Annotated in this window: 20 protein-coding genes and 1 riboswitch; all 20 genes read left to right on the forward strand. The window is 51.1% G+C overall.

The features are described 5' to 3' along the window. Positions 1 to 4: 4 nt before the first annotated feature. Complete coding sequence (locus LBJ36_10460) at positions 5 to 4,174, forward strand: hypothetical protein (protein ID MDR1379456.1); 4,170 nt, start codon at positions 5 to 7, stop codon at positions 4,172 to 4,174. Positions 4,175 to 4,176: 2 nt separating this feature from the next. Beyond that, the gene (gene pglZ, locus LBJ36_10465; GenBank protein ID MDR1379457.1) at positions 4,177 to 6,315 is read left to right on the forward strand and encodes a BREX-4 system phosphatase PglZ; all 2,139 of its coding nucleotides are present in this window, start codon (positions 4,177 to 4,179) and stop codon (positions 6,313 to 6,315) included. Positions 6,316 to 6,330: 15 nt separating this feature from the next. Then, the gene (brxL, locus tag LBJ36_10470; protein ID MDR1379458.1) at positions 6,331 to 7,794 is read left to right on the forward strand and encodes a BREX system Lon protease-like protein BrxL; all 1,464 of its coding nucleotides are present in this window, start codon (positions 6,331 to 6,333) and stop codon (positions 7,792 to 7,794) included. Continuing rightward, complete coding sequence (locus LBJ36_10475; GenBank protein MDR1379459.1) at positions 7,781 to 7,990, forward strand: hypothetical protein; 210 nt, start codon at positions 7,781 to 7,783, stop codon at positions 7,988 to 7,990. Before brxL ends, LBJ36_10475 begins: the two co-directional genes overlap by 14 nt. A 418-nt stretch (positions 7,991 to 8,408) precedes the next feature. Next, complete coding sequence (locus LBJ36_10480; GenBank protein MDR1379460.1) at positions 8,409 to 9,275, forward strand: hypothetical protein; 867 nt, start codon at positions 8,409 to 8,411, stop codon at positions 9,273 to 9,275. 166 nt (positions 9,276 to 9,441) lie between these two features. Beyond that, the gene (locus LBJ36_10485; GenBank protein ID MDR1379461.1) at positions 9,442 to 9,714 is read left to right on the forward strand and encodes a type II toxin-antitoxin system RelB/DinJ family antitoxin; all 273 of its coding nucleotides are present in this window, start codon (positions 9,442 to 9,444) and stop codon (positions 9,712 to 9,714) included. Continuing rightward, complete coding sequence (locus LBJ36_10490) at positions 9,686 to 10,018, forward strand: type II toxin-antitoxin system YafQ family toxin (GenBank protein ID MDR1379462.1); 333 nt, start codon at positions 9,686 to 9,688, stop codon at positions 10,016 to 10,018. The genes LBJ36_10485 and LBJ36_10490 overlap by 29 nt, the downstream gene beginning before the upstream one ends. Before the next feature lie 153 nt (positions 10,019 to 10,171). Further along, a riboswitch (purine riboswitch) is annotated at positions 10,172 to 10,273 on the forward strand. 201 nt (positions 10,274 to 10,474) lie between these two features. Continuing rightward, the gene (locus LBJ36_10495) at positions 10,475 to 11,704 is read left to right on the forward strand and encodes an amidohydrolase family protein (protein ID MDR1379463.1); all 1,230 of its coding nucleotides are present in this window, start codon (positions 10,475 to 10,477) and stop codon (positions 11,702 to 11,704) included. Positions 11,705 to 11,718: 14 nt separating this feature from the next. Beyond that, complete coding sequence (locus LBJ36_10500; GenBank protein MDR1379464.1) at positions 11,719 to 13,062, forward strand: purine permease; 1,344 nt, start codon at positions 11,719 to 11,721, stop codon at positions 13,060 to 13,062. Between the two features lie 45 nt (positions 13,063 to 13,107). After that, positions 13,108 to 15,486: a xanthine dehydrogenase family protein molybdopterin-binding subunit gene (locus tag LBJ36_10505; GenBank protein ID MDR1379465.1), complete on the forward strand. Its 2,379-nt coding sequence runs from the start codon at positions 13,108 to 13,110 to the stop codon at positions 15,484 to 15,486. Beyond that, entirely contained in the window at positions 15,483 to 16,889 is a 1,407-nt protein-coding gene (locus LBJ36_10510) for an FAD binding domain-containing protein (protein ID MDR1379466.1), read from the forward strand. Before LBJ36_10505 ends, LBJ36_10510 begins: the two co-directional genes overlap by 4 nt. A gap of 296 nt (positions 16,890 to 17,185) precedes the next feature. Beyond that, entirely contained in the window at positions 17,186 to 18,571 is a 1,386-nt protein-coding gene (rsxC, locus tag LBJ36_10515; GenBank protein ID MDR1379467.1) for an electron transport complex subunit RsxC, read from the forward strand. After that, positions 18,568 to 19,524: an RnfABCDGE type electron transport complex subunit D gene (locus LBJ36_10520; GenBank protein ID MDR1379468.1), complete on the forward strand. Its 957-nt coding sequence runs from the start codon at positions 18,568 to 18,570 to the stop codon at positions 19,522 to 19,524. The genes rsxC and LBJ36_10520 overlap by 4 nt, the downstream gene beginning before the upstream one ends. Beyond that, positions 19,511 to 20,197 (forward strand): RnfABCDGE type electron transport complex subunit G, encoded by a 687-nt coding sequence (locus LBJ36_10525; GenBank protein MDR1379469.1) that lies wholly within the window; start codon positions 19,511 to 19,513, stop codon positions 20,195 to 20,197. The genes LBJ36_10520 and LBJ36_10525 overlap by 14 nt, the downstream gene beginning before the upstream one ends. Beyond that, positions 20,184 to 20,864, forward strand: coding sequence for an electron transport complex subunit E (locus LBJ36_10530; protein MDR1379470.1), 681 nt, complete (start codon positions 20,184 to 20,186; stop codon positions 20,862 to 20,864). The genes LBJ36_10525 and LBJ36_10530 overlap by 14 nt, the downstream gene beginning before the upstream one ends. Positions 20,865 to 20,873: 9 nt before the next feature. Then, positions 20,874 to 21,452, forward strand: coding sequence for an electron transport complex protein RnfA (locus tag LBJ36_10535; GenBank protein ID MDR1379471.1), 579 nt, complete (start codon positions 20,874 to 20,876; stop codon positions 21,450 to 21,452). Positions 21,453 to 21,488: 36 nt separating this feature from the next. After that, positions 21,489 to 22,316: an RnfABCDGE type electron transport complex subunit B gene (locus LBJ36_10540; GenBank protein ID MDR1379472.1), complete on the forward strand. Its 828-nt coding sequence runs from the start codon at positions 21,489 to 21,491 to the stop codon at positions 22,314 to 22,316. 4 nt (positions 22,317 to 22,320) lie between these two features. Further along, positions 22,321 to 23,451 (forward strand): FAD:protein FMN transferase, encoded by a 1,131-nt coding sequence (locus LBJ36_10545; GenBank protein ID MDR1379473.1) that lies wholly within the window; start codon positions 22,321 to 22,323, stop codon positions 23,449 to 23,451. A 334-nt stretch (positions 23,452 to 23,785) separates the two neighbouring features. Then, positions 23,786 to 25,129, forward strand: a complete 1,344-nt coding sequence (locus tag LBJ36_10550; protein ID MDR1379474.1) for a 2-hydroxycarboxylate transporter family protein — start codon at positions 23,786 to 23,788, stop codon at positions 25,127 to 25,129. 267 nt (positions 25,130 to 25,396) lie between these two features. Beyond that, the coding region (fumC, locus tag LBJ36_10555; GenBank protein ID MDR1379475.1) for a class II fumarate hydratase at positions 25,397 to 25,596 on the forward strand (200 nt) is incomplete at its 3' end.

A 25,596-nucleotide genomic window follows, 5' to 3' on the forward strand; every position in this document is an offset into this window, starting at 1 on the left:
CGCGATGAATAAATACAGAGAGTATTTCGAGATAGATGAGGAATATTTCCCGGAAATCAACGAATCGTCTATCAAGGCTGGCGTTGACTGGCGAAAGACTTTTCCACACAAGACGTTTATCGACCTCCTCAAGGCGACCGAGCGTATGCTGGCCCGTGCCACCAACAACGACAAGAAAAGCATATGGGTCGAGGGCGCGTTTGGCACAGGCAAATCCCGAGTTGTCTGGACGCTGAAGAACTTACTCGACTGCTCCGAGGACAAACTCAAGGCTTATTTTGCCGAATATCCCGATCTCCAAAAGCAGCCTGACTTGCTTAACAAACTTCTCGGCCACAAACAGGGGAAAATCGTAACGGCATACCGTTACGCCTCCGGCAGTATCGACGGTGACCGCGCGCTTATCAGGACGGTATACGAAAGCGTGACAAAGGCTCTTCGTAACGCTGGCGTCGCGTACAAAGGCGAGAACACTCTTCGCGGCGGCATCGCGACGTGGCTTTCCGACGAAGTTCATAAGGATTTCTTCAATAAATTGATATTAAAAGCAGAGTACAGAGGACTGGGCAGCTTTGCCGGGAAAACAGTCGAGGACATTATTGCGAGATTGAATAATCTCAACGCCGAAGTTGACGCCTTGATCAACGATATTTTCATTGTGGCCAACAAAGAGGGCATAACCGCGCTTTCCACAAGTATGGATGATCTCATTGCCTGGCTCACTGACGTCATCGATCAAAACAACCTCAAAGCAATCGTCCTCGTTTGGGATGAATTTTCAGCATACTTCAAGAAAAACCACACATCACTCGACGAGTTTCAGAAGCTTGCGGAATTTTCCAACTTCAAACCATTTTATTTAATGATCGTAACACATCAATCCGGCAGTATCTTCAGCGATACTGACCAGACGGGGAAAATTATTCGTGATCGCTTTGTCCGCAAAAATATAGAATTGCCCGATTCCATCGCGTTCGACCTCATCAAACATGCGTTGAAAGTGAAAGAAGCGGCAAAAGGTATATGGGACGGACTTGCTGACGACCTAAATGACCGCGTTAAGTTTTCGCGGCAAGAGGTATCGAATGCTGTACAAGTACATGAGGACGTGTTGAAAGGAATGCTGCCGATTCACCCGTTCGCGGCGCTGCTCCTCAAGAACATATCGAGCGCCTTCGCTTCCAATCAGCGTAGTATGTTCAACTTTATCAAGAACGCCGAAACGGAAAACCTACAGGCGTTCCAGTGGTTTATCAACAAATACAGTCCCGATGACGCCGATATTCTCACCATCGATTTCCTCTGGAACTTCTTTTATGAAAAAGGCACGGACGAGTATGGCGCCGGAGTCGGCAGAATCAACCTCGACTCCATGATCCGTGTTATCCTTGACACCTTTTCTCAAAACGAGGGCAGATTGAGTACGGAGGAAAAGCGCGTCCTCAAGACCGTGTTGATGATGCAAGCCATCAATCAGAAACTCCAGGGCAGCATAGAATTATTCTCGACGACCGACCGGAATATCGACTGGGCATTTGAGGGCACAGACTTAGAAGACTACCGCGCGGTCAATCTCGTTAAGAAATTAGTCGAGGACGGTATTCTATATGACAAACCTATGGGCGGAGGCAAAACTCAATACGCTGCCGCCGCCGTTTCCGGCGACCCAGCGCAGATCGACGCCATAAAAAAGCGACTTGTTAATGAAACAAAAACCTGGTCATTGGTGTCGAGCGGAGACCTTGCTTCCGCGCTTTTCCTCACACCCCCGCTTCGTTGTCGTTATAACGTTACGCCTATAACCGTCGAGAATTTCACCGTTATCATCAACAAAATCGCCAACGGGCCGTCGACGCACAAAATACGCGCCGTGTTGTCCTTTGCCCGCGGCGATGAGGAACGGAATAAAATCCGCGGACTTATCAGGGCTATAATGAAAGATGAACATTATGATGAACGTTATAAAGACCTTGTTTTTGTTGACGCTTCCACGGTTCTGGGACAAGAGTGTTTTGAGCGATGGGTTGAGTGCGCCGCGAATGAAGAATATTGGAGGCCGAAAGATGGTAAACTCGCCGACGAAATGTCCCGCAACGTGAAAGCGATACTTGAGGATTGGCGGACAAAAGTCGCCGGCGGTTTGTTTACCGTTTATTCGGAGTTCGCGAAAACAGGCGAGCCGTATGGAAGCGCTTCCGCCGTTCTCACAGCGTTGTCAAATATGGTTATCAAAAAATATCCGTTGTCCTTCGACAACGCCAAAGTTAGCGATCAAATGTTTAGTGCGTCGAATTTTCAGGCTGGTGCGAAATGCGGCATCTTGCAGACATGTGGAGGTGTGTTCCAACAATCCTTTGTGGCGTCGCTTATGCAGGGTGCATGGCTGACAGAAAAATACTGGGAGTCCGCGCCTACGCTTCCTCTTTCAAAGCTGAAACAGAAAGTTGACGACCAGATAAAAACCGCTTTTAATCGCAATGGGCAGATTGCGATCAGCGAGGTCTTTGACGCGCTGATGAAGAAGGGCTTTATGCCGTGCAACCTGTACGCCCTTTTGACGGGCTTCCTGCTGAAGGAATACGCTAATGATCCTTATCGTTACAGCGACGGCGATACCGGCGGCAGAATGAATGCCGAGAAATTGGCGGAAATTGTCAGCGAGTACATCAAACATAAAAATACGCCTATCCTGCGTTACAAGGAAAAATTTATCGAGGTGATGACCAAAGAGCAGATGGCTTTTGCGGACTTAGCGAAGGTCGTTTTCAGGATTTCCGACCACATATCTGTTGAACAAATAGCTGGCCATGTCCGATCCAAATTGAAAGAGCTGGGGTATCCAATTTGGTGTTTCAAAGAAATAGACAACTACGGATTAGAGGATTTCATCGATAAATTCGCTGCGCTTGCCAATCCGAATAACGTCGGGGGCAGCGTAGCGACAATCGCGGCGGCAATCGGCAAAATGGCGCGCGAGACGCCGACAGCGGCGGGTAACCTCTTCGCGCTTCTTGACAGAGATAACGCACAGAAAGCGATGGAAGAATTTTTATCGTCCTTTGAAAATGGCGATCTCCCGACATTGGCCGCTGAAATAGGCGTTACGGACGTATTGCTTGACGTGAAACGCCAAGTAGGATCAGGCGAGGCGTTATGGCTTTGGGATCAAGAAACGGGCGAAGAAGAAATCCGTAAGTTGCTTACGGATTACAAAATCGTCGCCGCAAGCAACCGCATCAATACGAAGACGGCATCGCTTGCCGCTTGCCTACAAGAATGGAGAGAGAAAACCAAGTTTATAAAAATCCCCAGTTCGGCTCTCCTTACAGAAGCCCCCGTGCTTAAAACGTTCTTTCAAATCTTGCGTGATATTGCCGCAAGTGGAGAACTGCCGTATGACAAGAGAGGAACTTTTCTCAAGGACATTGAAAACAATGCCGATGCGTTCACGAACTTTTTTGTATCGAAGACAGAGATTTTCAAGAGCGTTTATTCTTTCCACTTGAACGGATTCAGTGACAGCGAGATTGAGACGTTGTATTCAAAGCTGCCGATGACTTCTTTCACGGCTGACAAATTTGAGTGCGAAAGGAATGTCGCGGCGCTCGCCGAAAAGATGCGGAGCGAACAAGGAAAATACAAGCTGCATCAATTGTGGGAAGAAAAGACTTCATCGAAAACGCCTAAAGAATGGTCAAGCAAGAACAAGACGCCTATCTTTGCTCTTGTGCCCATCGACCTTCAAAGTGATGCCCGTCGGGTGTTTGACACGATTAACAGAAACAATCCCGAAGATAAGGACGTCAGGTTCGCGTTTGAATTTTTACAAACGAAAGCGGCGCTTCTTGCGGATCTGTCCAACGAGACAAAAATCGACGCGGCATTTATGCATAATATTGTAGGAAAATTTGTCGTGGTACTGCCAAATGCCGAAGAAGTGCGCTCCAGACTTGAAAATGTCGTACCGTCAGACCATTATGACTGGTATGGCAATCCAGCAGTGCAGCGGCAAGTCGAGAAATTTGCTCAGGCTCGATATAATCAGAATGGAAGTGAAAAAGCTCTCGAAAGAATCGAAAAGATGGACGCCCGTAAAGCGAAAGAATACCTTAAGAGATTGATCAAGGATAATATAAATGTAGGAATTGAAATTATATCGGAAGAAGGAAACTAGGCGTGAAAACCGTATCGGCGGAATCTGCTCTCGTAAATGTACGCAAATATCTGGAGAACGATGTCGTTACGCCGTTTGTCGTCGTCGTTGACGACAACGACGAATATTCCGACATTTTGAACGGCCTTAACACGCTTGCGTCATTACGCGTCAGCGACTATTGCGCCAAGAATGATTCATACCCGGATCTTGACGCGCTTTGTGGCTGCATCTCCACGGTCACACAAAAATCGCTCCTGCTTGGATTGGGAGAAAGCGTCTCGTTCAGCGGCGATGAAGATGTTATAGGAAAAATCAAGGACTTGACGCTTGCTGCAAAAGTAGTTGTTGTCTGCCGTGGGGTCCGCTCTACTGTGAATAGTCTTTGCGCGGATGACAAAAAATTTGACGGCAGGAGGATATGCTTTCTGAAATCAGGAGTAAACTATGAAATTATAAAATTCCCACCTTCACTTGAGGTGACGGCAATAAGCGGGTTCAAAGAACTGCTTTGCCGTTTAGAAAACGGGGGAAGCGGCGCCTTGTATGTTAAAACCTCTTTGCCTCTTAACAACACCAAAGAGATTTGTTCAGCGTATGAAGCGATTCGGCAAATAGAACCCACCTTTATGGTTGAGCAAGCTTGTCTGCCGGACAATCTTTGGACGAAATTTCTTGCCGATAGAAACCTCGAAGGATTCGACCTTTTTCATTGGCGCAGTTTTCTCAAACTGAAACTGGAACCGCCAACGAACGTATATCTTAAACACGTTGCGGACACATCCACCGGCTATAGCGCGTATAAAAAACGAGTTTTCTGCGCGCTGTTGGACTTTGCGACGAGCGACAAGCAGTTTTCTGAAATGTACACCGCCCGGAAAACCTTATTAAAGGATGTCAGGGACAGCGATATTGCTGAATATATTGCAGAAACGCAGGTCAAAGACAGTGACCGAATCTATTATTTGACTGACAATACGAAGGCAGAACGGCAAGCCGTCATTAAATCCTTGAAGGACGTTATAGTCATTCCTGATGCCCTAAAAGATATATGCCCCGCATTGTATGATTATCTCTGCGATTTTTCATTCACGGGAGAGAAAGGCGCGTTGCTTTCCTGCTATTTTGCGGAGTATAAGCGTCTAAAGCTCACTAATAGACTCACGCCGGAATTCCATCAACAAGTGCTGGATTTAGCTATTGACGGAAGCCGTCCGTATAACAGCTTGAAAACGCGCGGAGCGGTTCTCGACAACCTTGGCAAGGAAAACACGGCATTATACTGGATCGATGCGCTTGGCGTGGAATACCTTGGCTACATTCAAAGCCGTGCGAGTGTTCTCGGATTGAAAATTATGATTCACGTTGTCCGCGCCAATCTTCCGACCATTACGTCTTTTAACAATGACTTTTATGAGGCATGGATCGGCGATAAAGCGCAGACTAAAGCTTTGGATAAAATCAAACATGAAGGCGAACAAGGTTTCGACTATCAAACGATAAAAACTCCCGTTTATTTGGCGGAAGAACTTCGTATAATCGACGATGCTCTGGATTGGGCAAAAACAAAGCTCACCGGGAAAAATGCGGATAAGGTGGTTCTTATCTCCGACCACGGCGCGAGTCGTCTCGCTGTCACTAATGAACAAGAATGCAAATGGGAAATGACGTCTAAAGGCGAACATTCAGGACGTTGCTGTCCTTGCAACGAAGCAGATGTAAAATCTGAATACGCCACTGAAGAGAACGGCTTCTGGGTTCTTGCCAACTACGACCGTTTCAAAGGCGGCCGCAAAGCAAGCATTGAAGTTCACGGCGGGGCAACTCTTGAAGAGGTCGTTATCCCGCTTATCGAAATTGAATTGTTCGATACTAAAATTGAGGTGAGCAACACCACGCCTGTAACTACTGCGAGTTACAAGAAAAACGCTGAAATCATACTTTTCAGTAAGAGTGCATTAAATAACGTCTCTATCCAAGTTATCGGGCGACGGTACTACGCGGAAACAATCGGCAATAACAAGCACAAGGTAACATTCTCCGATATAAAAAGGTCTGGAAAACACGTCGCCGACGTATTCGAGGGAGATAGCTTAATCGGGAAGGTAGAGTTTGAAATCCAACGCGAAAGCGGAAAAACAAACGACTCCGACTGGTTTTAATGGGGGAGATTTATTATGATTGGTAAGTTGAAAAACTGCTTTGACGAAATGGTTGTCTACAAAGACTTAAAGACGAGCAATTTTTTCTCTGCGCTAAGTCTTCCCTCGTTTATGCGCGACTGGCTCCTCCGTCGATTTGAAGATGAGTCCGGCATGTTCAGCGAGGATGAGCTAGCATCGTTTGTCCGCGAGTTTATTCCACACAGAGAAGACTGGACGGCAATCAAGAATCGTATCATCAAGGAAAATGAGCAGGTAAAATTACTGGCGAAGATTTCCGTGGATATCGACATCCGCACTGGCGAGGTGTCGTTTGCGCTGCCCGACTTTGGCTTGACGACAAAACAGACCGTTATCGAGGATTCGGTTTGGAATTCTTGCAAACAGGAACTTGTCAAAGGACGCGAGGTATGGGGTATGCTTGAACTCGGTTATCGTCTGCCGGATGACAGTGTAACACCTAAGTTGCCTGGGAAGATACGTCTCGTGAGCTTCAAGAACTTCTGCCCGTACTCAATCGAACTCGATTACTATAAGGATGTTCGTGGCGAGTTCTCCACCACAGAATGGCTCAATGTGCTTCTTGGTGCGGTGGACTATAACGCAAACGGTTATAAAAACGAAGAGGAAAAGCTGACTATACTGACGCGTCTATTGCCCTTCACGGAGAAGCGACTGAACCTTATCGAACTCGCCCCGAAGGGAACGGGAAAGTCGTATCTGTTTGGGCGGGTCAGCCGTTTCGGATGGCTGTCGAGCGGTGGTGTAATGAGCCGCGCTAAGATGTTTTACGACATCTCCAAACAAACAGAGGGGCTCGTGTCCGGTAACGATTTTATCACGCTTGATGAGGTCCAGACCATATCCTTTACGGATGTCGACGAAATGAGAGCCGCGTTGAAAGGGTATCTTGAATCCGGGGTGTATACCGTGGGCAATTATGAGGGTGTTGCCGACGCGGGCGTTATTCTTTGCGGCAATATATCGAAAGCAACAATGGACAACGATGGTACGACAAATATGTTCGAGGAACTTCCAGCCGTATTCCACGAGTCCGCGCTCATAGAACGTTTCCACGGTTTCATCAAAGGATGGCATATTCCACGCATGAATGACGACCTGAAAATATCTGGGTGGGCATTGAACTCGGAATATTTCTGCGCTATACTCCATGAACTTCGTAACGATGTTACCTATCGCGCTGTGGTGGATAAATTGGTGAACGTACCCGAAGCCGCGGATACTCGCGATACGGAGGCGATCAAACGAATTGCTACCGCCTACTTGAAATTGCTGTTCCCGAACGCGCGAAAAGCGGAAGACATAGCGACTCGCGATTTCAATCGTTATTGTTTGCGACGCGCCTGCGCTATGCGCGCCACAATCAAAATGCAGTTGGGGATACTCGATTTGGAATACCAAGGCAAGGATATACCGCAATTTACAGTCAACGAGGTGAACAGCAGTGAAACAAACTGAAAACATGGATTGCTTTGTTTGCGGCAAAAAACGACTCTCCAAGAATGAAATCGGGTTGAACAAGAAAATGATTGGGCGGGGAGTGAAACAGTTTTACTGTTTGACCTGTTTCGCTGAATATTACGGCGTTACTTCGGAGGAGCTGCTCGCTAAAACAGAAGATTTTAAGTTGCAAGGATGCGTGCTATTCGAATGACAAAGGCAACCTATAATGGCAATCTATAATTCAACACAAATACGCTCATGCTTTACCGTGACCACGCAAAACAAGGACTATACCTTAACTTACTCCCACGACTAAAGTTGTGGGAGCCTAAGATCGACAAAGACAGCCGGCTGAAACCGGTCTTACGTCTTCTCCTTTAAGAGTGGATGCCACCACTCTGAGAATATTTACAACTACATTAATATCCCGGTCGTGTTCCGCCCCGCATCTTGCGTCGATAAGCCATAAAAGAAGTTTAACATAAAATAACATAAAAGTAGACATATTAGACATATGGCAAGAAATCCAATACAAAACAAACGCTACCGTTGGATGAGAATCGCTTTAACGTAAAACATCTTCTTCGGCTATAATACTACTCGGAATAACACAAAAGGGGGATACAAGCGTGAAGACGCTGGACGCGAAAGTTCTTTTCGATTCGATATGCGACGAGGTCAACCGTTTTTTGAAAAAAGATCCGAGCAATGTCATGGGGGGGACGCCGGGGAACGAGCCGATTTGGGCAGCTCCGCTTTTAGGCGTGGCGCGAGGCGACGATCCGATCTTCGAGACGTTCAGGGAGACGGTGGACCCGCGGCATTGGAGCCCGATCGACGCCTTTGTGGCGGGAGGGTACGAGGGCGTTTCTGCCAATGAGCTTTCGGTCGTGTCCTGGGTATTGCCTCATACTGCCGCCACCCGAAAGGAGAACGCCCCACAAAAAGAATGGCCTTCCGAGCGCTGGGTGCGCAGCCGTGTTTTCGGCGAAACGGCAAACATGAAACTGAGAGACCACATGGTGGCATTTCTGAAAAATCTGGGGCGCGACGCCGTATCTCCCATGCGCCTGGAGGGCTGGACGGAACTGCGGTCGGATCGTTACGTCTTCGCGTCCAACTGGTCGGAGCGCCATGTGGCCCACGCCTGCGGACTGGGGACCTTCGGGCTTTGCGATGGGCTGATCACCCCCGTAGGCAAGTCAGTCCGCATTGGTTCGCTTGTGTTGCGAGCTCGACTGGAGCCCACCCCTCGCCCCTACACGCGCCACGACGAGTACTGTTCCTTCAAAACAAAAGGCAATTGCGGTGCCTGCATCAAACGCTGCCCTATTGGAGCTCTATCCGAACAGGGCCACGATAAAATCCGTTGCCGTACTTATCTGAACGAAAAAACAGCTCCTTATGTTATGGAAAACTTCAAGTTCGAGGGCTACGGCTGCGGCCTTTGTCAGACGGGAGTCCCCTGTGCATCGAGCATACCGAAACTGAACTAGGTACGATTGGGGCTTGGTATCCTGTGTCCGTTGTTCACGGAATAACTCTCAGTCGCCATTGAAAAGGAATATTATTCAGAACTGGATTTTGCGCCTCTTCTGAGATACACTGTATCGCAGAAGAGGTGATATGAGATGCTGTCAACAACGATGATTCACGTCAGAGATGATTCACGTCAGAATGGATGAAAACGTCAAGGCGCAAGCGGTAGAGGCGTTGTCCGATATGGGGTTCTCTTTGTCGGATGCCGTGCGAGTTTTTTTGACGAGGGTCGCCCTTGAGAAACAATTCCCCTTTATTCTCAAATCGCCTAATGTTGAAACGATTGCCGCCATGAAGGAAGCCGATGAAATAATTGAAATAATCAAGACAAAGCGCGCACGGTTTGGGAGCGCTGACGAAATGTTCGATGACCTCGAAAAGAATCTCTGCCGATAAACGCGCACATCTTCCATTAATCCCGGAATACACGAGGGCATTTTCAAAAGACTGGGAGCGCTTATCTATGCCAGGACGATATGATATAAATAGGCTCAAGGAAGTTATGCTGTCATTGATTGGCAATAATGGCCCACTACCGCCCGAGTGGTTAGATCATCAACTGTCTGGCGATTGGAATATGCATCGCGACTGCCATATGGGTGGCGACTTTCTGCTTATATATAGGGTCAATGTACCAGAGAAACCTGGCAAAATCGTATTTGTGCGAGCCGGAACACATTCTGAACTATACCTGAGGTGACGATAATCGATCTACAAAGCGTGCCCTAAAAAAACAAAACAAGTCATTCCTTGCAAGGAAAGGACTAATGAATATTTTGCAACTCAGTGTCGCTAATTTAATGCCCTGTTAATCTCTTGACTTCCAATTTAGGCGATGTTAGCATGTCATTAATGAAATAAAGGAATACTTTCTTGTATAAGTTCATCAATTTGGGATGAACGTTTCTACCGGACGACCTAATCGTTTTAGGCTACAGGAAAACAGATTGCCGACTGAAAGGTGGGTAAGATGCTTTTTGTGGTCTAGAATATTTTGCGACCTTATCGTAAGTTTGTTAAAAAGCGCCGAAGTCCCTCCGTTTCCACAACAACAGAAAGAAACACGAATCTATAGGAATGGGGTGTGAGAGGAGGAATGTCTCAAAATAGTTTCGTACTGAAGGGAAATGTTTGTTACAGTAAGGACGCGCAAACAATGGAATGCGTGAAAAACGGCTATGTGATATGCGTGGGCGGAGTTTCGCAAGGCGTGTTTCGACAACTTCCAGATAAGTATACAACCTTGGAATTGCGCGACTACGGCGATAAACTCATTCTGCCGGGATTGGTAGATCTCCACGTACACGCGCCGCAACACCCATTTAGGACGTTCGGTATGGATCTGGAACTCATCGACTGGCTGAACACTCATACTTTTACCGAGGAAGCAAAATACAAAGATCTCGACTATGCCGCAAAAGCGTACCGGATTTTTGTGGAAGAAGAGTTGAAAGGCCCCAACACACGTATTTGCGCGTTTGCGACGATTCATGCCGACGCGACCTTGTTGCTGATGGACATAATGGAAAAATCGGGCCTTGTCAGTTTTATCGGCAAGGTCAATATGGATCGCAACAGCCCTCCGAGTTTACAGGAAACGGACGCTGTCGCTTCGGCGCGGGACACCGTCCATTGGATTGAGGAAAGCGCTCGTCGCTACAAAAACACAAAACCTATCTTAACTCCACGATTTATTCCCTCCTGTAGTGACGAACTGATGACAAAACTCCATGGCATCCAAAAGCAATATGATTTACCGGTCCAGTCACATTTATCCGAAAACATGGGTGAAGTCGAATGGGTCAAACAACTCTGTCCAGATTCCAAGTTTTATGGTGACGCGTATGACAAATATGGGATGTTTGGAAACGGCGCGTCTACGATTATGGCGCACTGCGTATGGGTTGAAGACGAGGAAACGGAGCTGCTCACGAAGAATCGGGTATTTGTCGCGCATTGCCCGGAGTCCAACATCAATCTTTCTTCAGGCATCGCGCCGATTCGTCAATTTTTGCGGAAAGGCGTTCCGGTCGGACTGGGCAGCGACATCGCCGCTGGTACAAAAACTCCCATATTCGACGCGATGGCCTCCGCTATTCGAGTCTCGAAGCTTTACTGGCGCTTGGTCGACTCCAACTCCAGGCCGCTATCGGTAGAAGAAGCGTTTTATCTTGGGACAGTGGGCGGCGGCGCGTTTTTTGGCAAAGTGGGCAGTTTTGAGAAAGACTTCGAATTTGACGCTATTGTCCTCGACGATTCCTCTATAGCGAGGGCCAGGGAACTTACTTTACTGGAAAGAGTCACGCAAATGATCTACCTCTTCGAGCAAAACCATATATTCGCAAAATATGCGCGCGGACGAAAATTGTACTCAAAAATAGCGTGAAGGAGTGTCAAGTTATGGCAGACAAAGAATTGCGAAACATTGTGGCGATCGAGAACATCTACAACCTGGACGGACGTGTACCTTTGGGGAAGGCCGTACCCTTTGGCCTGCAACATGTTATGGCTATGTTTCTGCCCAATATAGCCCCCATCATCATCATTGCGACGGCCTCCGGACTTGGCACCGCGCAACAAGCCATGTTGATTCAAAACGCGATGGTCGTGGCGGGTATCGCTTCCCTGTTGCAATTGTATCCTGTTTGGCGCATAGGCGCGAAGCTGCCCATCATCATGGGCGTCAGCTTTACCTTCGTCGCGGTTTTGTGCTCGATTGGCGCTAAATACGGCTACCCCGCCGTTGTAGGCGCGGTTCTGATCGGCGGTATATTTGAAGGTTGTCTGGGACTGACGGCCACATACTGGCGGCGCATCATCAGCCCGGTCGTATCGGCCACAGTGGTGACGACCACAGGCATCACGTTGCTCGCCGTGGGCGCGCGTTCTTTTGGCGGCGGCTACAGTCCCGATTTCGGATCTGCCACCAATCTCCTGATCGGCTCCGTCACTCTGGTGAGTTGTTTGCTGGTCAGTTGCTTCGCCAAGGGATTCTGGAAACAGTTGTCGATATTAGGCGGGTTGATCGTCGGCTATATCTTGTCCATTCTCCTCGGCAGGGTAGATTTTTCTTTAATTTTGAGCGGTGATATCGTTTCGTTACCTCACCTGCTTCCCTTCACTCCAGAGTTTCACGTCGGCCCCATTCTCAGCATAGCGGTGATATTCCTGGTGTCGGCCGCGGAAACCATCGGCGATACCTCCGCTATGGTGGCTACCGGATTGAATCGAGACATCACTGAAAAAGAAATCTCCGGTTCCCTGGGTTGCGACGGCTTCGGCAGCAGCATATCCTCGCTGTTCGGCTGCGCGCCTGTCACCTCTTTCAGCCAAAACGTGGGACTGATCGCCATGACCAAAGTGGTCAACCGCTTCACGATCATGACCGGCGCTTTGTGTATGGTGTTGGCGGGGCTGTTTCCGCCTCTCGGCGCCTTTTTCGCCACTCTGCCCGACGCCGTGTTGGGCGGCTGCACGATCATGATGTTCGGCTCCATCGTCATGGGCGGTGTTCAAATGTTCGGTCGCGACGGTTTCACCCAACGCAACGTCACCATCGCGGCCCTGTCCATCGCAATGGGAGTCGGGTTCACAGGAGTGCCGGAAATTTTCAGCATCCTGCCGACAATAGCGCAGGACGTGTTTGCCAACAACAGCATCGCTCTTTCGTTCATCGTTTCCGTCGTGTTGAATTTAGTTCTGCCTGAAGATATGGAAGTGAAGCGGGTAGAGGCCGAAAAGTAAAGCCCGCGAGGTAACTGAAATTCCGAATGAATGGAGTGGTGTGTGATGTCGAAGCTCGATAAGCCGGAGACGGAGGGGTCAGAGGCTTTCAAATTGATCGGCAAGCCCTTGGCGCGTCTCGACGGCTTGGAAAAGGTCACGGGCAAGGCTCTGTTTGTCGCGGATCTGGAGATTCCAGACGTTTGGCTGGCAGGGGTGTTGCGCTCGCCGGTGGCGGCGGGAAGGCTCAAAGGTATTGCGAAGGACCCCCATTTCGACTGGAGCAAGGTGACGGTGGTCACGGCGGAGGACCTGCCTGGCCCCAACGCGGTCTCAATGGTGAGGGACGACTACGAGGTCTTCGCCAAAGACAGGATCAGCTTCGCCACCCAAGCGCTGGCCGCAGTAGCCGCGCCGGACCGAGAAACCTTGGATAAGGCCCTTGCCAGTCTGAAAGCCGACGTGCTTCCAGAGGCGCCCATTTTGACTCTGGAGGATTCGATCAAGGCCGAAACCGTCATCTGGGGAACGAAGAACGTGATCGACGAGTTTCGCGTTCAGCGGGGAGACATGGAGAAGGGTTTCGCGGAAGCCGACGTCATCGTGGAGGGGACGTACCGCACGCCCTACCAAGAACACGTTTACTTGGAAACCCAGGGTATGGTGGCCTGGCCGAAGGCGGATGGCGCGATCGTCGAGGGCTCTATGCAGTGTCCTTACTACGTCCACGGCGCTTTGGCCAAGGCGTTGGCTATCGACACAAAGAACGTGACGGTGCGCCAGAGCGTCACGGGAGGCGGTTTTGGGGGCAAGGAGGACTACCCCTCGGTAATGGCCATTTGGGTGGCATTGCTGGCCAATACCTGCGGTCATCCGGTTAAGCTGGTTTACGACAGGAGCGAGGACCTTCTGGTTTCCACAAAACGTCATCCCTCCAAGGTTTATCATAAAACGGGCGTCAAGCGCGACGGAACCATCACGGCAATGGAGGTGGATATTCTGTTGGACGGAGGCGCGGCCACCACCATGAGCAAGGTGGTCCTGTCCCGTTCTATTTTGCATTGTACATGCGGTTACAAGGTCCTCAACGCCAATCTTCACGCGCGGGCCATGGCAACGAACTCTCCGCCCAACGGGGCTTTTCGGGGATTCGGCGCGCCCCAGAGCATTTTCGCTATGGAGCGTCAAATGGACAAGATCGCCTTTACCTTGGGGATGGACCCGCTCTCCGTGCGATTGAAAAACGTTCTCCGTCGAGGGGATTCCTTCCCTTATGGGCAGGTGATGGACGAGGGGGTCTTTGCCGCCGAGGTCCTTGAGGACGTGGCGGAACGGCTGGGCTATCGGGAAAAGCGGAAACGATACGCAGAACAGACGGGCCACGTTCGCCGGGGCATCGGTTTGTCGTTGTGTCTTCATGGTGGGGGGTTCACCGGCAGCGGCGAAGACAACATGGGAACGAAGGTCGAGGTCGAGGTTGTGCCTGGGGGCGTGGTGGAGGTTCTGGGCAGCAGCACGGACATGGGACAGGGAGCGTCCACGGTGTTGCCCATGATCGCGGCCGAAGCCCTCTCGTTGCCTCTGAGCAAGGTGCGCTATCCCCGTCCCGACACGTCCAGATCCCCCAACAGCGGACCGACCGTCGCCTCCCGCACGACAATGTACGTGGGCATGGTGGTGCGGGACGCCTCCCTGAATTTACTCGCAAAATTGAAAGCCTATGTTGAAGAAACTCATGGCGGCCCCGTTTCCTATAAAGAAGGAATTTTCTACGATTACGATGGAGAAGTCAAAATCATGGACTTCGACGAGGCTGCCTCACGGTGGTTCAAGGGAAAAGATGAAAAAGGCGAAAAAGGCAAAAAAGACCGCTTGCTCGGTGTCGCGAGCTACAAGCCCGACGCGTCCGCGGCCTGGGATGACGAAAAATACCAAGGCCACGCTTACAAAGGATACGCTTGGATGGCCCAAGCGGTGGAGGTCGAGGTGAACTGCGATACCTACGAGGTCACGCCCATAGACTCCGCCGTGGCCGTAGAGCTTGGCCGAGCCATCAACCCGGCGCAAATCGTGGGGCAGATCGAGGGCGGGGTGTTGCAGTCCTATGGCTGGAGCACCATCGAGGACCTTACCCTCACGCCGGAGGGGAAATACAGCACAGGACACCTGAACGCCTATTTGGTCCCCACGACGCTCGACACGCCTCATTTCGAGGTGCGGATCTTCGAGGATCCCTGTGCCGTGGGGCCCTACGGGGCCAAGGGCATAGGCGAGCTGCCAATGGACGGCGGAGCTCCCGCCGTGGCCGCGGCTGTGGAGAACGCCCTGGGCGTCGAGGCGATCGTGGACAAGGTGCCGCTCACGGGGGAGGAGTTGCACCGTTTGATGAGCATCCAGATGAGCATCCAATTGATGAGCATCCAACCCAAGGGGGCGTCGCTATGAAAATCGAACTCACGGTCAACGGGTCGCTGAGAACGGCCGAGGTCCACCCTATGACGCGGCTCCTGGACCTTTTGCGCGACGATATGCATTTGAAGGGCTGCAAAGAGGGATGCGGCGAGGGGGAGTGTGGGGCCTGTTCCATCATCATGGACGGTCGTTTGGTCAACGCCTGTATGGTCCCCTCCTTGCAGGCCGCGGGGTCCCAAATTCTTACCATCGAGGGGCTGGGAACCATGGAAAACCCCGACGCGCTGCAAACCGCCTTTGTGGAAGAAGGAGCCGTTCATTGCGGTTTTTGTACTCCAGGCATGATCATGGCGACCAGGGATTTGTTGCAGCGAAACGCGAAACCCTCCCTGGACGAGGTACGAGTGGCTCTGTCGGGCAACCTGTGTCGTTGCACAGGATACAATCGCATCTATGCCGCAGTCGAAAGCGCCGTTCAAAAGGGTTACAACCCCCAGTGGGAGGGTCTTTTATCGGATGAGAAAGCGGATGAGGAAGCCTCACGAAAAACGCGGGAAACGCGCCCAGAGTTTTCCAGCGCTGAAAAAGGCCGTTTTTTCAGCCCCAGCTCTTTGCGGGAGGCTCTAGAGATTTTATCGGACCAACCGAGCGCGCTGTTGCTGGCGGGTGGCACGGATATCGGCCCGGATATTAAAAACGGCAAGCTGGAGGTCAGCGGCGCGATGGACATCTTCGGCTTGAAGGAGCTGAAGGTCATTGAGCGCCGAAAAAATGAGGGAGGCCAGGACGATTGCATTTGCATCGGGGCCTGTGTCGCGGACGCGGAGATGGCGGAAAACCCCTTGGTCATCGAGTTTCTCCCCGCTTTGATGGAAGCCGCGCTTCGGAGCGCCGGCCCGGCGGTTCGCAACCGGGCCACTATGGGGGGAAACGTCTGCACGGCCTCCGGAGCCGCGGACCTGCCCGTCGCGCTTCTGGCCTTGGGGGGACGGGTGCGGCTCCAAAGCAAGAGCGGCGAGCGCGTCCTGGACGTGGAGAAGTTTATTAAAGGATACCGGAAAACGGACCTTCAACCGGGCGAATTGTTACGGGAATTCATTGTTCCCATGCCAGAGCCTGGGGCGCAGAAATTTTACAAGCGGGGTTCGCGGGCGGCTCTAACCCTTTCACGCGCCTCTCTGGCCTTTGTGGCTGGTGTGGAAGAGAACAACGGAAAAAAGACGATCACCAGCTTCCGCGCCGCTGCGGGAAGCATGTCTCCGATCCCCACGCGATTGCGGAGGCTCGAATCCGTGCTGACTGGTCAATTTCTCACTTCTGAGCTGATCTTAAAGGCGGTGGAGACAATCAAGAGCGAATTGAACCCGCGCAAATCCGCCGCGTACCGTAAGGACCTGGCGGGGAATTTGACGCGGCGTTTTCTGGAGAATTTGTAACCGTCACCTTCACGTTATCATCTGCGTTAGGTACTAAATACGAATCCCCGGTTTTGCCGGGGATTCGTGTTTGTGGCTGAAGGCGTAGCTTTTGGCGGCCTAGGCCATCTATGACAAAAATGATATATCACAATGCTATTTTCATCCCTTCGCAAATTTATCTATTTTTTTAAGATAATACGTAAGTAAGTTGTGTAGGGAAGTAGGGGGTAAACTACGCAGCTCAGAATATAATAATTTCAATATGGCTAGAAAACTAGAAAATGAAATGAGAGAGGGGCTGGGAGGGATTGAGTATGTTCCAATCACTCACTTTTAGGGGTGGAGTACATCCACCGGGTAGTAAGGAAATTACGGCGAATAAAGAAATAGAGGCCTTGCATCCTCGCGGTGATCTCGTCTACCCAATGTCGCAGCACATCGGAGCGCCTTGTGTTTCGCTCGTGAAAAAAGGCGACAAAGTTTTATCCGGGCAGAAAATAGCGGACTCAGAGGCATTCGTCTCCGCTCCGGTATTGTCATCTGTCTCTGGGACTGTAAAGGACATCGGGATGAGGATGACGATACCGGGAAGTTTCGAACCCTGCGTGATCGTTGAAAATGACGGGCTCTTCAAGTGCGGCTCGGCTCTGTCTCCTCACGAGGATTTCCATTTGTTGGAGCCTAAAGAGTGCGTTAAAATCATTCGCGAAGCGGGAATTGTCGGTATGGGTGGAGCAACCTTCCCGACTCATGTTAAACTCTCGCCGCCGCCTGGAAAAAACATCCGGTGGGTCATTGTCAACGGCGTTGAGTGCGAACCGTTTCTCAATTGCGATAACCGACTGATGCTTGAGCGACCGGAGCCCATTCTAGGAGGCTTAGAGATATGTCTGCGCCTTTTCCCGGAAGCCGAGGGAGTCATCGCCATAGAAGCCAACAAGCCGGAAGCCATTGAACGGATGCAAAAAGAAAACTTCGGGCGAGAACTTCCGCCAAGCGGTAAAAGTATCCGTATCATGCCTCATGAGGTGAAATATCCTCAGGGCGCGGAAAAAATGCTGATCTACACGGTGACGGGACGGGAAATTCCTCCCGGTACTCTTCCGGCGGATGTGGGCTGCCTGGTGCTCAATGTTCAAACCTTATTTCATATCTGGATGGCAGTCATCGAGGGCATTCCGGTCATGGAGCGTATCGTCTCCGTAACTGGAGACGCCGTGGCGAAGCCCGGAAACTTTCTCGTTCCGTTGGGGATCTCCGTGCGTGAACTCATCGACGCGGCCGGAGGGTTCACCGAAGAGCCCGCGAAGCTCCTGTCCGGCGGGCCGATGATGGGGCTCTCCATGAGGTCACTTGATGTTCCCGTCACGAAGGGGACGTCCGGTATCCTCGCTCTCACAGCGCGGTCTGCGCCGCAATTGGAGGAGTCGAACTGTATCCGCTGTGCTCGATGCGTCGATGCCTGCCCCATGGGACTGGTTCCGTCCTCGCTCGACCGTGCCGCGAGATTGCGAGACTATGTGGAATTTGAGGCGATGGGTGGGATGAATTGCATCGAATGCGGAAGCTGCACCTACAGGTGTCCCGCGAGACGATATCTCACCCAGACATGTAGAAACGGCAAAGCTGGGGTGACGGTTGCTCGCAAAAGAGCAGAAGAAGTGAAAAAAACAGCGGAAAGAACAGGTGAAACGAAGTGAGTCGTCTGCTTGTGGTTGCAAGTTCGCCACATATACGATCTGAAATGGATACGGCGCGGATCATGAGCTGGGTGCTGATTGCGCTGGCGCCGGCCGGGCTTGCCGGAGTTTTTTTCTTGGGCGCGCGTTCGATTCTAGTCGCCGCAGTCTGTGTCATCTCTTGCGTGGTGGTTGAGGCCGTTTGGCAAAAGCTTTCGAAGCAGAAAATCACCGTGTCAGACTTGTCCGCCGCTGTGACGGGGCTGCTTCTCGCCTACAACGTTCCACCCACGATTCCCCTGTGGATGGTGGTGTGCGGTTCCGCCTTCGCTATGATCATCGTTAAACATTTCTTCGGCGGGTTGGGACAGAATATCGTGAATCCGGCTCTGGCAGGGCGCGTGATGATGCTTATCTGTTGGCCCGTCGCCATGACTACCTGGACCCTGCACGGGGTCAGCGGTCCTACACCGCTCGCGCTTCTCAAGGGCGTTGATGGCATTAGTGGGGCTACGGCGCTACCGTCCCTTATGGACGTCTTGATTGGTAACACCGGGGGCTGTATCGGCGAGATATCCGCTTTGGCTTTACTCCTCGGTGGCGGCGTCCTGTTTTTCAAGGGCATCATCTCATGGAGAATTCCCGTTACGTATATCGCCACAGTCGCGGCCATGTCCGCGGTCTTCGGACGCTCGGGTGGTCCATTATTTGAAATTATGACCGGCGGTCTGATGCTAGGGGCCATTTTTATGGCGACGGACTACACGACAAGCCCCATGACACCCAAAGGCCAGTTCATATTCGCTTTTGGCTGCGGATTGCTCACCGCGCTAATCCGAACTTTCGGAGGATACCCGGAGGGCGTGTCCTACTCTATTTTAATTATGAACACTATCGTTCCGATTATCGATAGGATGACGGCGCCACGTATTTTTGGTGAGTTTAGGGAGGCAAAAAAATATGGCAGCAAGTGACGGGCAGGCGTTGTCTTTCAACGATGGCGAGACTGAAAACAGAGCTGAAAACAAAAAGAAAATTCTCCGGCTGGGGTTGATTCTTTTCACTGTCGCCGCTATAACAGGCATCATTCTGGGAATCGTTTACCAAATCACGCTTGAACCAATACGTGAGACACAGGAGCGGCTTCGCGGCGCGGCGCTGTCTGGAGCGCTTCCAGAGGCGAAGTCGTTCTCGCTGGTCGAGATCGTGCCGGACGCGGACCCGATGATCGTAGACGTGCAAGAAGCCTTGGACGGAGACCAGTTAGTGGGATACTGTCTGACGTTAACGTCCAAAGGATACGGCGGGCCGCTCGAAATTGTCGTCGGAATCACGGAGACGGGGAAGCTTCGGGCTATTCGTATTCTCAGCCATTCCGAAACGCCGGGGCTGGGTGCAAAGGCTCCGCTCCCAGTCTTTTCAGGCCAGTACGAGAACCGGGAGGCGGAGAAGCTGATCCTCGTGAAGACCGCGCCTGAGAGAGACAATGAAGTGCAGGCCATATCGGGGGCGACTATTACCTCAACCGCCGTAACAGACGGAGTGAACGCCGCTTTAGACTATTGGAGGAATCACCTCAAAACAACCTTGCGGGAAGGAACTGAAGACGAAGAGGAAGAGGAAGGAACTGAAGATGAACCCTTTTAAAATTATCAAAAACGGCATCATCGACGAGAGTCCAACGCTGGTGCAGTGTATCGGGTTGTGCCCTACTCTGGCGGTCTCCACTAACGCCACCAACGGGGTCGGTATGGGACTAGCGGCGGCAGCGGTTCTGATCGGCTCGAACATGGCCGTGTCGGCCCTACGTAAATTCGTTCCAAACGAGATTCGCATTCCCATCTTCATCGTGTTGATTGCGGGTTTCGTCACGGTAGTCCAGCTCTTGATTTCCGGGTTCGCCCCGGAATTGGACAAGTCTCTGGGGATATTCATCCCGCTCATCGTGGTTAACTGCATCATTTTGGCACGTGCGGAGGCGTTTGCGTTCAAAAACGGAGTAATCGCCTCATTTTTCGATGGTATTGGAATGGGGTTAGGCTTCACTTTCGCCCTGACGTTGATCGGCGCTGTACGAGAATTTCTCGGTAATGGTACGATCTTCGATATCGTGTTGACCCCAATGGGCTACCAGCCAGCGTTACTTGTCATCCTCGCTCCGGGAGGTTTCATCACTCTGGGAATCTTCATGGCCATTTTCCGCTTCCTCCGAAATCGGGCCGCGGAGAAAAAAGGCGCTGTTCCCCCCGATGACGCTTTGTGCTCCGCCTGTGGCGCGTGTGCCGCGTGCGGCAAGGCCGAAGAAAAGGCTTAGGGAAGAGCTATGGATTTGCTCTGGATATTGCTCGGCTCGATGTTCGTCAACAACATCATTTTTTCGCGCTTCCTCGGTTGTTGCCCGTTTTTGGGGGTATCGACCAAGACAGACACGGCGAAGGGCATGGGCGTAGCTGTTATTTTTGTGCTGGTCTTGGCCGCCGTCATGACATGGCTCGCTTTCCACATGGTGCTTGTCCCACTGGGACTGGAGTACCTCTACACTCTGTCGTTTATCCTGATCATCGCGGCTCTGGTTCAGTTCGTGGAACTGGTTCTGAAGAAGATCAATCCGGTGTTGTATAAATCTCTGGGGATATTTCTGCCTCTAATCACGACAAACTGCGCAGTTCTGGGCGTCGCCGTCATCAACATGAACGAGAACTACACGCTGGCCGAATCCGTTGTGAACGCGCTCGGTTCATCAATGGGCTTTCTTCTGGCGCTTCTTTTGATGTCTGGCATTCGGGAACGTATCGATCGCAACACGAACGTCCCTCAATGTCTTCAGGGTTTGCCAATCGCGCTCGTCACCGCTGGGTTAATGTCGATGGCCTTCATGGGGTTCGCGGGAATCATCAAGTAAAAATCATCAAGTACCTGAAATATAGGAGGTGGCGGTGTGATTTCAATCGAGGGGGTCCTTTGGCCCACCGTCGTGATGGGCGTTCTGGGATTAGTGTTCGGGGCATTGCTCGCGTTCGCCTCGATAAAATTTTTTGTGAAGACGGACGAGAGAGTTTCGATGATCCGAGAAATACTGCCAGGGGCGAACTGCGGAGGTTGCGGCTATCCTGGCTGTGACGGTTACGCCAATGGAGTGGTCAATGAGGGAGCCAAAATGAATCTCTGCGCCGCCGGAGGCCCAGTGGTGGCGCAAAAGATAGCGGAGATCATGGGAGTTACGGTGGAGCAAGAGGACTCCACGCCATTACGCGCGGTTCTACGATGCGCGGGTTCTCCTCGCTCTTCGGCCCGCAACGTAGTCTACGACGGAATACAGGACTGCCGATCAGCGGCGGTTCTGCCGGGTGGTTCACCCAATGCCTGTCCATTCAGCTGCATGGGGTTGGGGACGTGCGTCAAGGTCTGTCCTTTCGGCGCAATGTCCATTGTCGACGGGCTTGCCTCCATTGACCCGAAAAAATGTGTTGGCTGCGGCGCGTGTATTTCGGCCTGTCCTAAGTCTGTCTTGACTTTGGCGCCGAACACATCGGTGGCATGGGTTACCTGTAACTCGAAATGGAAGGGGCCGGACGTAAAGAAAGTCTGCTCCGTCGGGTGTATTGGGTGTTCCCTCTGTGCCAGGGTCTGTCCGGAGAAGGCGATCGCCGTGGATGGAAATCTGGCTGTGATCGACTTTGCAAAATGTACCGGTTGCGGCATGTGCATGGCTAAATGCCCTGCGGGATGCATCAACGCCCCTGTACCCATCGCCAAGGCCGTCTGAGACAATGGCCAGTTTTTTCCGGTTCTGGTCTGCTCTTAAAATTTTCTTTTGCTGTGTCGCCGTTTTTGCTGTTGCGGAGTTCGTTTATCTGAACAGAAGCGCGTCAGCTCCCATTGTACTTGAACGCTCTGGACTGGGCATGAACACTTTGATGACGCTTTCCGTCGAGGCGCCGCGAAAAATGGGAGAGGAAGTTTTGGACGCGTCTTTTTCCCTGTTGAGTACTTTGGATGGTGCCTTGTCTCGGTATAAAGTAAGTTCGGACATCTCGAACATCAACGCCGCGTCGGGCGTTTCCACTGTGCAGGTAGGCAAAGAGACCGTCGCTGTTTTGAGCATCGCCAAGGAGATCGCGGAAAAAACCGGTGGCTATTTCGACCCCACCGTGGGACCACTAACCGACCTCTGGCGCATTCTTGCAAAGGACAATCACTGGGATTTTCCCTCCGAAGACCAGGTCTCGGTTGCTCGTGCTCTTGTCGATTATCGTGAACTCATTATATCTAGGGACAGTTCTCTTTCGCCGGAGGACTCGGCCCTCATCCGCCTGAATTTGGCAGGAGCGGCGTTGGATCTTGGAGGTATCGCTAAGGGTTATGCGGCGGACCAAGTCGCTGATCTCTGCAAAGCTCAGGGTATTCGCTCCGCGATGATCGACCTTGGAGGCAATCTGATGATTTTAGGACCCCGAATGGGGGAATCCCCTTGGAGGATCGGTATTCGGCATCCCTTGAAAAACCGGGCGGAGGACAGAGCTGTTATTTGTACGTTAGAGTTCGAACTTACCTCAGGTGAGATGATTTCCCTTTCCACCTCCGGCTCTTACGAGCGTTTTCGGGAGATTGACGGCAAGAGGTTGTCGCACGTGTTCGATCCGCGCACCGGCTTTCCCGTCGAAACGTCCTTGCTCTCTGTCTCTGTGCTTGACTCTTGCTCGGCGAAAGCTGACGCTCTGTCCACGGCCTTTCTGGTGATGGGCGAAGAGAAGGCACGAGAGGTCCTTTCTTCGAGTTTCCCGTCCACGGAGGCTGTCTTCCTTTACCTTGGACCGAACGAGAAAATAACGGCAAGTCTCACTCAAGGACTGCGAAAGTATCTGAAGTTCATGGATACTGAAACGGTTTTCGAGAGATAGATGATTCTCTGGAAGCCGCTGAGACACGCGAGCTACGGCGCCGCGATGATAAGTATATAATAAGTATATAAACTGTAACGAATAGCCGTACATGTGATCTGGGGATTCATAAACTACGTTCTACGTTAAAGACGCAAGGATAAAGATGTAAGGATAAAGATGCAAGGATAAAGATGCAAGGAGGCAAGAGCAAAATGAAACGATAATCAATCATCTACGAGAAATCGATAAACAGTGTAAAGTGTAAGACGTTAATGATTTTACAAGCGGAACCGGATGTACGTGGTTTCGACAGATGAGTAGCGTCGTGTGGAAGAAAAAAGGGGAGGTTCTTATGAGCACAGCATCGGAAAATGCAGGTATTCAAAAAAGAACATCATTTCAACTTTATGGTTTGCCCTGGTCTTTCTTTACCATTTTTGCGGTTATGATTTTAGCGGCGGTCTATCTGGGTAAGCTGCCCAAGGGCATGATTGGAGCGTTCCCCCTGATGATCGTCCTTGGGACGGTCTTTGGCGTTATCGGGGATAAATTGCCTTTCGTGAGCACCTTTCTGGGAGGCGGCGCCATTGTCATCATTTTCGGTTCCGCGGCGCTGAATACATTTAAACTTCTACCCGAAGCGGCAATCAATATCATGCACGATTTCGAAGTGGCGGAGGGCTTCCTGGATTTCTATATCGCGTCGCTTATCACCGGGTCTATCATGGGAATGAACCGGAAGCTCCTCATTAAAGCAGCTATCCGTTACCTCCCGGCCATACTGGGAGGGCTTCTCATCGCCATTATCTTGGGGGGCGTTGTGGGCGCTGTCAGCGGATATGGCGCCTCGCAGGCGATTCTCTTCATTACTATCCCAATCATGGGAGGTGGTATGGGGGCAGGGGCGGTTCCTCTATCGAGGATCTTCGGTGAAACCTTAGGACGGGACCCAGCGGAGATGATCAATATGATGATCCCTGCAGTAGCCCTGGGCAACGCCTTGTCCATTGTAGCGGGGGGTCTCTTGAAGCGATTGGGGAAGGCAATACCCAGCTTGACCGGGGGAACTGGTGTAAACGCGCAGCTAATGCAGCTCAAAGGAGCGGAAGCCGCCAAGGAATTGGCGATCGATCCCGCATACCAAAAAGCCCGAGATAGTATTGATTTGGCTCAGATGGGGGCGGGGCTTTTCATCGCCACAACCTTTTTTGCTTTCGGCGCGATTGTCAACAAATTTATCCCCGCTATTCACAGTTATGCGTGGATGATCATCTCTGTTGCCGCGGTTAAAGCCCTGGGACTGGTCCCCCAGAAATTCGAGATCTGTTGTTATCAGTGGTTCCAATTTGTGGCGAACAATCTTACCGGTGTACTTCTGGTGGGGATTGGCATTGCCTACACCGACCTGGAACAAATTGCCCAGGCATTTTCATTTCAATACATTTTATTGGTGTTCGTTACTGTCCTGGGGGCCGTCTTAGGGGCTGGCATGGTTGGTAAATTAGTGGGTTTCTTCCCCATTGATTCAGCGATTACAGCGGGACTTTGCATGTCCAACATGGGAGGAACCGGGGATGTGGCGGTCCTTTCCGCGGCGGATCGCATGGAACTGATGCCTTTCGCTCAGATTTCGTCCCGGATCGGAGGGGCCTTCATCCTTATCCTTTCGAGTATTCTGTTACAGATCATAAGCTAACGGTAAAGCGTTCAAGCTCAGGGCAAGCTCAGGGGGCCTCCTTGAGCTTTAATATTAATAATTAATATTAATAATATTGATAATAAAGAAGACGTTCTTATGAACTCAGTATCGGAAAATGCGGGGATTCAAAAAAGGACATCATCCAGCATAAAATGATATATTGATATGCTATTTTCATGCCTTCGCAGATTGATTTATTTTCTCATAATAATTAGTAGAGAACCTACATGTAAAATAAATAATATCAAAATGGAGGGAAATCATATGGAATATCGCATTGAAAAAGATTCTTTAGGCGAAGTCCGTGTCCCTGTGGATAAACACTGGGGAGCGCAAACTCAGCGAAGTCTCGAAAATTTCAAAATCGGAATCGAAAAAATACCGGTAGAAAGCATCTATGCTTTTGCTCTGATGAAAAAAGGTTGTGCCCTGGCCAACAAACGCCTCGGTGTTTTGGATCCTGC

It is taken from the genome of Synergistaceae bacterium (genome assembly GCA_031267575.1).
Lineage (GTDB): Bacteria > Synergistota > Synergistia > Synergistales > Aminobacteriaceae > JAIRYN01.